Source organism: Nocardia fusca NBRC 14340 (assembly GCF_001618425.1).
GTDB classification, from domain to species: Bacteria; Actinomycetota; Actinomycetes; order Mycobacteriales; family Mycobacteriaceae; genus Nocardia; species Nocardia fusca.
The window spans coordinates 307,188-320,688 of sequence record NZ_BDCU01000017.1; the positions used below are offsets into that span (position 1 = coordinate 307,188).

Consider the following 13,501-nt stretch of genomic DNA (forward strand, 5'->3'; position numbering starts at 1 on the left):
TCGTTCTCAGGAACTTCTCAGAACGCCACAGTGAAAACCGCAGTTCAGAGCGGTTTATCCGCGCCCGGCGAGGGAACTTTCCCTATGTCGGGTCCGTTGTTCGGAGTGAGACACCACCGACAGGAGGCAAGTCATGACAAGCCCCGCCACCACTCGTGTGCGCCCCAGTGATACGGACCTCGACGCTTCGAGCCCCGCCGCCGATCTGGTACGCGTGTACCTGAACGGGATCGGCCGGACCGCCCTGCTCACAGCTGCCGACGAAGTCGAACTGGCCAAGCGCATCGAGGCGGGTCTCTACGCCCAGCACCTGCTGGAGACCGGCAAGCGTTTGTCGGCGACCCGCAAGCGTGATCTGGCCATCGTCGTCCGGGAGGGCCAGGCCGCGCGTTCGCACCTGCTGGAAGCCAACTTGCGTCTGGTCGTCTCGCTCGCCAAGCGGTACACGGGCCGTGGGATGCCGCTGCTGGACCTCATCCAAGAGGGCAACCTGGGCCTGATCCGCGCGATGGAGAAGTTCGACTACGCGAAGGGCTTCAAATTCTCGACCTACGCCACCTGGTGGATCCGGCAGGCGATCACCAGGGGTATGGCCGATCAGAGTCGTACCATCCGGCTCCCGGTCCATCTGGTCGAACAGGTCAACAAGCTCGCCCGGATCAAGCGCGAACTGCATCAGCAGCTCGGCCGGGAGGCCACCGACGAGGAACTCGCGTCCGAGTCGGGTATCGCGGTGGAGAAGATCGCCGATCTGCTCGACCACAGCCGCGATCCGGTGAGCCTGGACATGCCGGTAGGTAACGACGAAGAAGCCCCGCTGGGCGATTTCATCGAGGACTCCGAGGCCACCTCGGCCGAGAGCGCCGTGATCGCCGGCCTGTTGCACCACGACGTGCGCAGCGTCCTCAACACGCTCGACGAACGTGAACAGCAGGTGATCCGCCTGCGGTTCGGTCTGGACGACGGCCAGCCGCGCACCCTCGATCAGATCGGCAAGCTGTTCGGCCTGTCCCGGGAACGTGTCCGGCAGATCGAGCGCGAGGTCATGTCCAAACTGCGCAAGGGCGAGCGGGCGGACCGGCTGCGCGCCTACGCGAGCTGATAGCCACACCTCCCCACGGTGACCGGCCGGTTTCGGCCGGTCACGCTGTATCACCACCCCGGGTCGGCACCGCCTCGTCCCCGGCCGGGCGACGCTCCCGGATACCGGCCTGTCGGCCGGTCCGTCGCGATCTTCGGCCGTCCCGGCCGCCGGGCCCGCCGGAGATTCCCCCCGCACAAGGCCCGGCGCGGAACCGCCACCGCGGCTCCCTACCCCAATCGACGTGGCCCGGTGTCGAAGCGGCTCGGCTGCGGACCGATCCGGGCGCGGGCATAGAGGATCGCCGCCGATTCCGGGGCGGCCAGTACCGGCTCGAAGGACAGTTCCCGCATCTCGGGGAGATCGTCGAACATCGCCGAGATACGCCGGGTGAGTTCGACGAGAGCCGCTTTGTCCACCCGGGGACTCGCCGGGGTTCCGTTCAGCAGCGGGGCGGCACGCGGCGCATCGATCAGCGCGGCGGCCTCCTGGGCCGACAGGGGCAGTGCTCGATAGGCCCGATCCCCGAGAAGTTCGATGATCGGGCCGGACAGCCCGAATTCGATGACCGAACCGAACGCCGGGTCGTCCTGCACCTTCAGCACACAGCCGACTCCTTTGGGCGCCATGCGCTGAATGTGCAGGAGCGGATCCCCGCACAGGTCGACCAGATCGCGATAGGCCTGGCGGACCGCGTCCGGGCGCCACAGGTCCAACCGCACCCAGCTCATATCGGGGCGGCGCCGCCAGCTCTCGTTGGTGGCCTTCGCCGCCACCGGATAGCCCAGTTCCTCGGCCGCCGCCACGGCTGCCTCGGCATCGCGGACCGCCCGGAACTCCACCACGGAGATGCCGTAGCAGTCGAGCAGTAGAACGGTCTCGTCGTCGGTGAGCCACCGCCCGGCCGGATCGGTCGTCCAGTGCTCCATCAGCCGCACGGCCCGCTCGCTGTCGATACCGGCCGGTCGCCCGTTCTCGTCGCCGGTGTGGACGGTATCGGAGGCCGGAGACGCGGGTAGGTCGCGCCAGCGCGCGTAGCGATGCACTCTGGCCAGCGCGCGGACCGCGCGCGCCGGATCGGGGAAGGACGGAATGGATCCGCGGATCGCGGCCGCGCCGGGACCACGGACGGCCAGCAGATTCGGGATACCGTCGCCGCTGGCGAAGGTGGTGAGCACCGGCTTGGTCGCGGGCACCGAGGCCACCGCCGCCCGGATCGCCTCGGCATATCCGGTCTGCGGCAGCGGAATCGGCGGCGCGAAGATCACGATCACCGCATCGGTGTTGTCGGCTTCGAGTGCCGCGGCGACAGCGAGCCGGAAGTCCTCGGGTGTGGCCTGCGGACCGAGGTCCACCGGTTCGACCACGGTGAGCCCCTCGCTGCGCGCCGCGTCGGAGGTCAGCCAGTTGAGTGCGGTGCTGTTACCCACGACGGCCGGCCGCGGCCCGCGGGGCAGCGGCTGATAGCCCAGCAGGGCCGCGCAGTCGAACATTTCGGAAATCGAATCCGCCTGCACCACACCGGATTGGGCGAACAGATCGCGCACGATGGATCGATCCAGCCCACCGTCCGACATCCCGCGAGCGGCCAGCCGGCTGGGACTGACCGCGACGATCGGTTTGTTGCGGGCCACCCGGCGCGCGATGCGGGAGAATTTGCGCGGATTACCGAAACTCTCCAGGTACAGCAGGATCACATCGGTATCGGCGTCGGTATCCCAGTACTGCAGCAGATCGTTGCCGGAGACATCGGCACGGTTGCCGGCGGAGACGAAGGTGGACAATCCCAGATTTCGCGTGGCGGCCTCGGCGAGGATGGCCACCCCGAGCGGCCCCGACTGACAGAAGAATCCGATCCGCCCGCGACCCGGCAACAGGGTGGCCAGCGTGGCATTGAGACCGACCGCCGGGTCGGTGTTCGCGATACCCAGCGCACTCGGCCCCACCACGCGCATGCCGTGCCCCCGGGCGGCGGCGACGAGTTCGGCCTCCGCGTTGCGGCCCTCCTGCCCCGTCTCCCCGAACCCCGCCGACAGCACCAGGAGGCCCTTGACGCCCTTGGCCATACAGTCGTCGAGCACCGATCCGATGGCGGCCGCGGGGACCGCGACGACGGCCAGGTCCACCTCGTCCGGGATAGCGCGAACAGTCGGATACGCGTGGACACCGCGAACCGAACGCCGCTCGGGGTTCACCGGGTAAACCGCGCCCTGGAACGTTCCGTCCAGCAGATTGGCCAGCACCACACCACCGACGCGGGTGGTGCTCGGCGTCGCGCCGATCACCGCCACCGACCGCGGGGCCAGCAGATTGCCCACACTGCGTGCCTCCGAGGCCCGTTCCCGCGCGTCGCGCACCGAGCGCAACGCCTCGGTGGGATCGATGGCGAATTCCAGATGCAGCACCGAGCCGTCGCGGCTGCGCTCCACCTGATAGCCCGCCTCACGGAACACGGTGACCATCACCGTGTTCTCGGCCAGCACCTCGGCGACGAAGGTGTCGATCCGGTTCTCCGCGGCCGCGCCGGCCAGATGTTCGAGCAGGATCGATCCGAGCCCGCGTCCCTGGTGCTCGTCGGCCACCACGAAGGCGACCTCCGCCGCGCGCGAGCCGGTCCGGTCCAGGATCTCGTAACGCCCGACGGCGATGATCGCGTCCCCCAGGACGACGACGAGTCCGACCCGGTCCCGATAGTCGAGGTGGGTGGTGCGGTGCAGATCCTTCGGCGATATCCGCGGGTAGGGCCCGAAATAACGCAGGTAGCGGCTGCGCTCGGACAGCGCGGTGTGGAATCGCTGCAGTTCGTCGGCGTCGGCCGGAGTGATCGGGCGCACCCGCACCACACCGCCGTCGGAGGCCAGGACATCCGCCTGCCAGTGCAGCGGCGCCGGCGGCGGATCGTCGGGAACACGGTCGGTGGGGTCAGTCACGCGGATCCTCCGGGTCCAGGCCGAGCGGGCCGAAGCACGCTCGGCGGGTGGCGAGAACGGCCGTGTCGACGGCGCGCTGGGAGCGGTCGAACCGGGCGTCCCCGGTTTCGGCGGTCCCCCCGGGGCCGTCCCAGCGCCGGAACGCGATATCCACACCGTCGCCCATGGTGCGGGGCGGTGATATACGGGGCCTGTCGGTGTGCACGAGATCGATCCAATCCTGCGGTATCGCGGTCGCCGGGTCCACCGGGCGGTCGAGCGCGATACCCAGGAGATGGGTCCAGGCCCGGGGCACCACCCGCACCAGGCCGTACCCACCGCCGCCGACCGCCAACCACCGCCCCTCGGCATATCGGTCGGCCAGCTCCCGCATCGCCAGGAAGGCCGCCCGCTGCCCCTCGATACCCAACTCCAGCTCCGCGAGTGGATCCTCGCGGTGGGTATCCACCCCGCACTGGCTGACCACCAGCTGGGGCCGGAACGCCGCCACCGCGCCGGGTACCACCGCGTGGAAGGCGCGCAACCATTGCGGATCGCGAGTACCCGGCAGCAGCGGGAGATTGATCACGGTGCCGTCTCCGGGGCCGTTACCGGTCTCGTCCGGCCAGCCGGTGTTCGGCCACAGTGTGGCGGGATGCTGGTGGATCGACACGGTGAGCACCCGCGGGTCCCGATAGAACGCATGCTGCACCCCGTCGCCGTGATGGACATCCACATCGAGGTAGGCGATCCGATCGAAACCGTGGTCGAGCAGCCAGGAGATGGCCACCGCCGCGTCGTTGTACACACAGAAACCGGCGGCCCGGCCCGGCATGGCGTGGTGCATACCGCCGCCGATACTCACCGCCCGCCGCGTGGCGCCCGTGGCGATGGCCCGCGCCGCGGCCAGGGTGCCGCCGACGATCACCGACGCGGCCTCGTGCATCCGGGGAAACACCGGATTATCGCTGGACCCGAGCCCGTAGGGCGGATCGACCGGAAGATCACCCACCGGCTCCCGCGGCACCGCCGAGCGGACAGCCTCGATGTAGTCGCCGGTGTGTATCCGCAGCAACTCCTCGCGACCGGCCGCGCCGGGCTCCAGGAGCTCTATTCCGTCGAGTACCCCGAGCGAGCGCGCCAGCGCCATCGTGTACTGCAGACGGACCGGTTTCATCGGATGCTCGGGGGTCCACGAGTAGTCCAGGAAACGCTCGGTCCACACAACGGTCCCCGGTTCCCCGGAGCCGGGGTTCACGTCCGGCGGTGCAGTGGCCATGATCGCAACCGTATCGGGAAGGGTGAAACCCCATCGCACGTTGTCATGCAGTAGAAATACATATATGCGCGACTGCGGCGTCGGGCCGCGCGCCGAATGTATTCCCATCGCGTCAGGCGACCCGTTCGTTTCGACCGGGGTCGCTGGTGCGCAGGTAGAATTCGTGCCGACGAAGGGGCAACAGTGAAGGATCTGGTCGACACCACGGAGATGTATCTCCGTACCATCTACGACCTCGAGGAGGAGGGCGTAGTACCCCTGCGTGCCCGGATCGCCGAGCGCCTCGAGCAGAGCGGACCCACGGTCAGCCAAACCGTGGCCCGGATGGAACGCGACGGCCTGCTGCTTGTCGCGGGTGACCGGCATCTCGAACTGACCGAGAAGGGCCGCAGCATGGCGGTCGCGGTCATGCGCAAACATCGGCTGGCCGAGCGGTTGCTGGTGGATATCATCGGGCTGGACTGGCAGAACGTGCACGCCGAAGCCTGTCGCTGGGAACATGTGATGAGCGAGGATGTCGAACGGCGGCTGGTCGAGGTGCTCAACCACCCGACGACCTCTCCCTACGGCAACCCCATCCCCGGCCTGGACGAACTCGGTATCTCCGCGAGCCAGTTGCTGGAGGAACCGCTGAAGCGGTTGTCCGAACTGCCGCAGGGCCGTACGCACGCGGTGGTGGTGCGCCGGCTGGCCGAACACATCCAGACCGATCCCGAGGTGATCGGCCGACTGCGGGAAGCGGGCGTGGTACCCGACGCCCGGGTCACCGTCGAGAGCAAACCGGGCGCCGTCGTCATCACGGTGCCGGGCCACTCGGGGTACGAACTGCCCGACGAAATGGCCCACGCCGTTCAGGTGAAGCTGGTCTGATCGATGAAACTTCTGGTCACCGGCGGAGCCGGTTATGTGGGTGGTGTCTGCGCGCTCGTGCTGCGGGAGCAGGGCCACGAGGTGGTGGTCGTCGACGATCTGTCGACGGGAAATGCCGACGGCGTGCCCGAGGGCGTCGAATTCGTCGAAGGTGATATCGCCGAGGCCGCGCCGGATCTGCTGCGCACCCGGCAATTCGACGGAGTTCTGCATTTCGCGGCACAATCGCTGGTCGGCGAGTCGGTGCAGCGGCCGGAAAAGTACTGGCACGGCAATGTGGTGAAAACACTCGCCCTGTTGGAAGCGATGCGCGACACCGAGACCCGGCGACTCGTCTTCTCCTCGACGGCGGCGGTCTACGGCGAGCCGGAACAGGTTCCGATCACCGAGGACGCGCCGGCTCGCCCCACCAACCCCTACGGCGCCTCGAAGCTGGCGATCGATCACGCCATCACCTCGTATTCCGTGGCCCACGGTCTGGCCGCCACCAGCCTGCGTTATTTCAATGTGGCCGGGGCCTACGGCGGTCTCGGCGAGAACCGGGTGGTGGAGACACATCTGATTCCGCTGGTGCTGCAGGTGGCTGCGGGACACCGGGATTCCATTTCGGTGTTCGGCACCGATTGGCCGACCCACGACGGCACCGCGGTCCGCGACTACATCCATATCCTGGACCTGGCGCAGGCGCATCTGCTGGCCCTGGAGACCGCCGCGGCGGGCACCCACCGGGTGTTCAATCTCGGTAGCGGTACGGGATTCTCCGTACGCGAGGTGATCTCGGCGTGCGAACGGGTCACCGGCGGACCCATCGCCGCGGTCGACGCCCCGCGCCGCGCCGGTGACCCGGCCGTGCTGATCGCCTCCAGCCGACGCGCGATCGACGAACTCGGCTGGAAGCCGGAACACAACGACCTCGACGAGATCGTCTCCACCGCCTGGAGTTATTTGCGGGGCCTCGGCTCGCGCGCGCACAGCGCGCGCTGATCCGGCCGCGGCCGCCCTCACCACACCGCGGCCGGGTCGACGCCCAGAGCGGTGGCGGTGTCCCGGCCGCACTGCGCCAGATCGCGGAGGCGTTCGGGTCGCATGCCGGCCTCCAGGGCGGTATGCAGCAGTGCGGCCATCGAGTGGCGCGGCTCGGCATCCAGCGCCGCGTCCAGGGCGATTCCGGCGAACGGGCCGTCGCCCCGCACGTAGGCGAAATAGCCCAGCAGGGTCGCCGCTTCCGCCCGGTCGGCGCCGTCCAGCGCGCGGGTCAGCAGGGCCAGCAGGCTCTCGGCCGCTTCGGCGTGCGCGGTATCGGCCACGGCGAAGACGGAATCGCGGACCTCCCGGTCACGGAGGGCCACCGCGATCTGGGCAAGTTCCCGGGCATCGAGTCCGGGGCCGGATTCGGCGTTCGCGATGAGCCAGAGCACGGTCATCAGTTCGCCACGCAGATAACCGGCCGGATCGCCGCGCTGCGCGGCAGCCACATATCTGTCCTTGGCTCGACCCCTGGCCTCCTTCAGTTCACTCGACACCCGCGCGCGCAGAGCGTCGTCCGGGGCGACCAACGCGGTCAATTCGTCCCGGCTGCGGCGGATCGGCCGGCCGTCCAGAACCCGGCCCAGGGTGACCGCCGAGGCCTCCGGATCGGCGATCCGCCCGCGGCGCGGTGGGCCCGTCACGCTCCACCACGGCCGCCCGGCCGCGATCGACCGAGCGGCCCAGGCGCCGCGCACCGGCACGGCATGGGACGCCAGCTGCCGTTCCATTTCTCCGAATACCGGGATCCGTTGCGGTCCCGCGGGTTCACCATCGCTGAGCGCGTCGTCCACCAGGACGGCGAGCACTCCGACCACTCCCGGACGGGCACAAACCCGCGCGGCCGCGGCGGCCACCGTCTCGGTATCGGAGGAGGCACCGGTGCCTGGATGCCGGAGATCGAACCGCACCACGAGATCGATGACCGCACTCTCCGCCGTGGGGGCCGCGCACAGGACGGCCAGTACCAGCGAACGCTCCGGCCGGAAGCCGAGCATGGCGGGGAGCGCGGCCAGCAGATCTCCCGGGTCGTCGAGCCGGGCGGGCCCGATATGGAGTGGGCGGTCGTACTCGTCACCGGCCCGGTCGGCGCAGCGTGCCCGCGAGGCCGCGGCGTACTCGTAGGTACTCCGTCCGGAGAAGTGCGGACCGGAAGCACCCCCACCGGACGCGGCGGCGGGCGCCGGAACCGGGTGGGGCCCGCCGCGCGCGACCAGCGCCCGGGCTGTGGGGCACCGTCCCGCGGCCCGGTCGGCACGAGGTGGGGCGGGAGCCGGGCGGCCGGCTCGGTGCGGGACCGACCGGGCCTCGGCGGAGGCGGGACGGGAGGACGGCGCAGCGGAGTTCATGGCCCGAGCATCCGGTATCGGATCTCGCGCAGTATGGACGTGAACTGGGAAAACACCAGTTCTCACGAAGTCTGTGGACAACTCGGGGTTGTGGACAACTCCGGCCGGCGGGCCGCCCCCGCGCCGCGACCGGGTTGCCGACTCGGAAATGGGGTACATCCAGAAGCGGAGTGTGCCAGACTCCCCGGTGCGTTCACCGGCCACAAGACCACACAGACTCCCCGGCCCGCCTTCGCCGGGACCGGGGAATTCACCGCCGACGACCGCTGTTGTCAGCACAGAGAGCCGATGTACGGCCGCGTGTGGCCCTACATCTGCATGGGGGACAATGGAGGGCGATCGCGGCTCGCGGCACGGCAGCGGATACCAGCAGTGTTGCCCGACCCGCCCGCTACGGATCGCGCAGGAAGGAGTACGCGATGGACTACGAGTCGCGAATGTACGAACTGGAGTTCCCCGCTCCGCAGCTGTCGTCCGACGATGGCTCGGGTCCGGTCCTGGTGCACGGCTTGGAGGGGTACTCGGACGCGGGTCATGCGGTCCGGCTGGCCACGACCCACCTGCGGGAAAGCCTGGAGAGCGAACTCGTCGCCTCGTTCGATGTGGACGAGCTGCTGGACTATCGCTCGCGGCGCCCCCTGATGACCTTCAAAACCGATCACTTCTCCGAGTACGCGGAACCCGAGCTGAACCTGTGGGCGCTGCGCGATACCGAGGGCACTCCGTTCCTGCTGCTCGCGGGCATGGAGCCGGATCTGCGCTGGGAGAAGTTCACCACCGCGGTGCGGCTGCTGGCCGAACAGCTCGGTGTGCGCCGCAGTATCGGACTGAGCGCCATCCCGATGGCGGTGCCGCACACCCGGCCGCTGGGGCTCACCGCGCATTCGTCCAACCGCGATCTCATCCCGGACAACCAGCGCTGGCCGGGTGAACTGCAGGTACCGGCGAGTGCGGCCACGCTGCTGGAGTACCGGATGGCCCAGCACGGGCACGAATCGCTGGGTTTCTCGGTACACGTCCCGCACTATCTCGCGCAGACCTCCTACCCGGAAGCCGCGCAGACCCTGCTCGAACATGTCGGTGAGAACGCGGGCCTGGCGTTCCCGCTCGCCGCGCTGGGTGAGGCAGCGGCGCGGGTGCGTGAACAGGTCAACGAGCACATCGCCGGGAACCCGGAAGTGGAGACGGTGGTGCACGCGCTGGAGCGCCAGTACGACACCTTCGTCAGCGCCCAGGAACGGCAGTCCAGCCTGCTGGTCGGTGAGGGTGAGCTGCCCAGCGGCGACGAACTGGGTGCCGAATTCGAGCGTTTCCTCGCCGAGCAGGGCGGCTACTCCGGCGACGACGACGAACGCGGCTGACGCGTCGCGGCCGGTGAGACCCGGCACACGCCCACCGTGCCGGTGATCGGGGGACGGCAGCCCGTAGGGTGTCCGGGGTGGATCTGACCGAACTGCTCGAGATACCGGGGACCGACGCCGACGCACTGTACGAGTCGTTCGCGATATGGGCCGCCGAGCAGGGTACCGCGCTCTATCCGGCTCAGGACGAGGCGTTGCTGGAGCTGGCGGCCGGATCCCATGTCATTCTCGCCACCCCCACCGGTTCCGGAAAATCGCTGGTCGCCGTCGGCGCTCATCTCTTCGCGCTGACCCGGGGCCTGCGCAGCTACTACACCGCGCCGATCAAGGCGCTGGTGAGCGAGAAATTCTTCGCGCTGTGCGAGGTTTTCGGCGCCGAACGGGTGGGCATGGTGACCGGAGACGCCGCGGTGAATCCGACCGCACCCATCATCTGCGCCACCGCCGAGATCCTCGCCAATCTGGCGTTGCGGGAGGGACCGGACGCCGATATCGGGCAGGTGGTGATGGACGAATTCCATTTCTACGCCGATCCCGACCGCGGCTGGGCCTGGCAGGTGCCGCTGCTCGAACTACCCCGCGCGCAATTCCTGCTGATGTCGGCCACACTCGGCGAGGTCGATTTCTTCGCCGCCGACCTCGAGCGGCGCACCGGCCGCGCCGCCGCGGTGGTCGCGGGTACGGAACGTCCGGTGCCGCTGCATTTCTCCTACGCGCGCACGCCGATCACCGAAACGCTGACCGAACTGGTCACCACTCATCAGGCCCCGGTGTATGTCGTCCATTTCACCCAGGCCGCGGCTCTGGAACGGGCGCAGGCACTGACCAGCGCGAACTTCGCCAGCCGGGCCGAGAAGGACGCCATCGCGGAAGCGCTGGGCGAGTTCCGTTTCTCGTCCGGTTTCGGGAAAACGCTCTCCCGCCTCATCCGGCACGGTATCGGCGTCCATCACGCCGGGATGCTGCCCAAATATCGCCGGCTGGTGGAGCGGCTCGCCCAGGACGGATTGCTGAAGGTCGTCTGCGGTACCGACACCCTCGGCGTCGGGATCAATGTCCCGATCCGCACCGTGTTGTTGACCGGTCTCACCAAATTCGACGGTGTGCGCACCCGGCGGCTCAAGGCCCGGGAATTCCACCAGATCGCCGGGCGAGCCGGACGGGCCGGTTTCGACACCATGGGCACCGTGGTGGTGCAGGCACCCGAACACGAGGTCGAGAACACCCGGTTGCTGGCCAAAGCCGGTAACGACCCGAAGAAGATGCGCAAAGTACAGCGCCGCAAACCACCCGAGGGATTCGTCTCGTGGAGCGAGGAGACCTTCGACCGGCTGGTCGCCGCCGCGCCCGAACCCATGGTGTCGCGTTTCGCGGTGACCAACGCGATGCTGCTGAATGTGATCGCGCGGCCGGGCAATTGCTTCCGGGCCATGCGGCATCTGCTGGAGGACAATCACGAACCGCGACCGGCGCAGCGGCGCCATATCCTGCGCGCCGTCCGGCTGTACCGCGCGCTGCGTGACGCGGGCGTGGTACAGCAGCTCCCCGAACCCGACGAGCACGGCCGATACGCGCGGCTCACCGTGGACCTGCAGCGGGATTTCGCGTTGGACCAGCCGCTGTCGCCGTTCGCCCTCGCCACATTCGAACTGCTCGACAGCGCGTCGCCGAGCTACGCGCTCGATATGGTGTCGCTGGTCGAGGCCACCCTCGAGGATCCCCGGCAGCTGCTGATGGCACAGCAGCACAAGGCGCGCGGGGAGGCCGTGGCCGAGATGAAGGCCGAAGGCATCGATTACGACGAGCGGATGGAACTGCTCGAGGACATCACCTGGCCGAAGCCGCTCGCGGAGCTGATCGAGGGCGCCTACGAAACCTACCGGGCCGGACATCCGTGGTTGTCGGAGTTCGCGCCGTCACCGAAATCGGTGGTGCGCGACATGGTCGAGCGGGCCATGACTTTCACCGAACTGATCTCCTACTACGACCTCGCCCGCTCCGAAGGGGTGGTGCTGCGCTACCTCGCCGACGCCTACCGCGCCTTGCGCCGGACCGTGCCGGAGTCGGCGCGGAGCGAAGAACTCGACGATCTCACCGAATGGCTGGGCGAGCTGGTACGGCAGGTGGATTCCAGTCTGCTCGACGAATGGGAACAGCTGACCGGCGCGGGCGCGGAGACCGACGCCGAGCAGATCGCGTTCGGTGCAGAGAGCGTGCGCCCGGTCACAGCCAACGAGCGCGCGTTCCGGGTGATGGTGCGCAACGCCGTATTCCGCCGGATCGAACTGGCCGCCCGGCAGCGTTGGGACGAACTGGCGGAACTGTCCCCCGGTCCGGACTGGGCGGCCGATCTCGGCCCCTATTTCGACGAATACGACACCATCGGTACCGGACCCGACGCGCGCGGTCCGCAACTGTTCCGGGTCGAGACGCGGCCCGGTTTCTGGCAGGTGCGCCAGACCCTCGACGATCCGGCGGGCGATCACGGCTGGGCGCTGCTCGCCACCGTAGACCTCGCCGAATCCGATGCGGCCGGTGATGTGGTCTTCGATGAGGTCACGGTGGTGTCGGGGTGATCGGCGGGTACCGCCGCGAACGAATGAGGCCGAAGGTGGCGCCGGAATTCAGCGGTCGGCATGTCCTGGCCGAGTTCGGTGGGGTGGACCGGGCGCTGTGCGACGATCTCGGGCGGCTCGAGGCCGTGCTGCGGCACGCGCTGTCCGCCGCGGGAGTGACCGTCTGCGAGATCGTCGGTAAACAGTTCGACCCGCACGGGGTGACCGTGCTGGCACTGCTGGCCGAATCGCATGCCTCACTACACACCTACCCGGAGACCGGGGACATCTTCGTCGATGTGTTCACCTGCGGTGCCGCCGCGGACAGTGCCGGTGCGGTGGCCGAGCTGTTGCGCGCGGCGCTGGCTCCCGAACACGTCCGTATCTCGACGGTGCTGCGCGGCCGGGCCGCCGGCGGTCAGGCCAGCAGCATATAGGCCATACCGAGATCCATGATGAGATGCGGGAGTACGGCGACGGGCAGTCCGCGGCCCGCGGCCGGCGCGACCGGATGCGCGACCCACCAGCGCGCCCGCCCGGTGCGCACCGAGACCAGCACCACGGCGGCGTCCACCAGGAACAGGGCGGCGAAGACAGCGGCCGGCCCCGGATCCGCGCTGTGCCCGACAGCACTGTGTCCCGCCATCGTGAACAGCATCACCGCGGCCGCGACCAGGTGGTACACGATGGCCGCCGCACGCTGCCCCGCCCGCGGATACGCATCGCGGTACCAGCGCACCAGCCGGTCGCCGAGCAGCAGGGTGAACACCAGCGTCATCGCGAGCAGCACACCGTGCAGGGCATGAGTGTGCACCCGGGTGGGGAACAGCACCATCACCAGCATGACCGCGCACATCAGCAGATGCGCGGCGTCGGATTCCTGGTCACCGCCGTGCGCCGCGCCACCGCAGCCTGTAGCACCACCCTCGGACTCCCCCGTCGCGAGCACCGGCGCGGCGAATATCACCCGGGCCAGCACCACCAGCGCCGCCACGGCGAACGCCAGCGCGACCAGGGCCCGCACCCCGGCCTGGTCGAGTACGAATCCGGCCATGCCGCACCGCCTTTCGC

10 protein-coding genes are annotated in these 13,501 nt (G+C 69.0%); 6 read left to right on the forward strand and 4 right to left on the reverse strand.

The annotated features are described in order from the left end of the window. Window positions 1-133 precede the first annotated feature (133 nt). Window positions 134-1,102, forward strand: a complete 969-nt coding sequence (locus tag NF4_RS07860; protein ID WP_030521630.1) for a sigma-70 family RNA polymerase sigma factor — start codon at window positions 134-136, stop codon at window positions 1,100-1,102. 209 nt (window positions 1,103-1,311) lie between these two features. Here NF4_RS07860 and NF4_RS07865 read toward each other — a convergent pair whose 3' ends face one another. Together NF4_RS07865 and NF4_RS07870 are read right to left on the reverse strand one after the other, a co-directional pair. Then, on the reverse strand, window positions 1,312-4,011 hold the full coding sequence (locus tag NF4_RS07865; RefSeq protein WP_063126589.1) for a bifunctional acetate--CoA ligase family protein/GNAT family N-acetyltransferase: 2,700 nt from the start codon (window positions 4,009-4,011) through the stop codon (window positions 1,312-1,314). Further along, window positions 4,004-5,269, reverse strand: a complete 1,266-nt coding sequence (locus NF4_RS07870; protein ID WP_063126857.1) for an acetoin utilization protein AcuC — start codon at window positions 5,267-5,269, stop codon at window positions 4,004-4,006. Before NF4_RS07870 ends, NF4_RS07865 begins: the two co-directional genes overlap by 8 nt. Before the next feature lie 183 nt (window positions 5,270-5,452). On the opposite strand from NF4_RS07870, the gene NF4_RS07875 reads away from it, so the two are divergent. Next, entirely contained in the window at window positions 5,453-6,139 is a 687-nt protein-coding gene (locus NF4_RS07875; protein ID WP_063126590.1) for an iron-dependent transcriptional repressor DtxR, read from the forward strand. Between the two features lie 3 nt (window positions 6,140-6,142). Next, window positions 6,143-7,123 carry a UDP-glucose 4-epimerase GalE gene (gene galE, locus NF4_RS07880; RefSeq protein WP_063126591.1) on the forward strand — a complete coding sequence of 327 codons (981 nt, stop codon included), beginning with the start codon at window positions 6,143-6,145 and terminating at the stop codon, window positions 7,121-7,123. 17 nt (window positions 7,124-7,140) lie between these two features. Here galE and NF4_RS07885 read toward each other — a convergent pair whose 3' ends face one another. After that, on the reverse strand, window positions 7,141-8,514 hold the full coding sequence (locus NF4_RS07885) for a DUF4192 domain-containing protein (RefSeq protein ID WP_063126592.1): 1,374 nt from the start codon (window positions 8,512-8,514) through the stop codon (window positions 7,141-7,143). Between the two features lie 419 nt (window positions 8,515-8,933). On the opposite strand from NF4_RS07885, the gene NF4_RS07890 reads away from it, so the two are divergent. The 3 genes from NF4_RS07890 (at window position 8,934) to speD (ending at window position 12,867) form a co-directional block, all read left to right on the forward strand. After that, entirely contained in the window at window positions 8,934-9,875 is a 942-nt protein-coding gene (locus tag NF4_RS07890) for a PAC2 family protein (protein ID WP_063126593.1), read from the forward strand. A gap of 77 nt (window positions 9,876-9,952) precedes the next feature. Then, on the forward strand, window positions 9,953-12,451 hold the full coding sequence (locus tag NF4_RS07895) for a DEAD/DEAH box helicase (RefSeq protein ID WP_063126594.1): 2,499 nt from the start codon (window positions 9,953-9,955) through the stop codon (window positions 12,449-12,451). Between the two features lie 35 nt (window positions 12,452-12,486). Next, window positions 12,487-12,867 (forward strand): adenosylmethionine decarboxylase, encoded by a 381-nt coding sequence (gene speD / locus NF4_RS07900; protein WP_232330353.1) that lies wholly within the window; start codon window positions 12,487-12,489, stop codon window positions 12,865-12,867. On the opposite strand, the gene NF4_RS07905 is transcribed toward speD, so the two are convergent. After that, window positions 12,849-13,484, reverse strand: a complete 636-nt coding sequence (locus tag NF4_RS07905; protein ID WP_063126595.1) for a DUF5134 domain-containing protein — start codon at window positions 13,482-13,484, stop codon at window positions 12,849-12,851. The two genes, speD and NF4_RS07905, sit on opposite strands and share 19 nt — an antisense overlap. Between the last annotated feature and the right edge of the window lie 17 nt (window positions 13,485-13,501).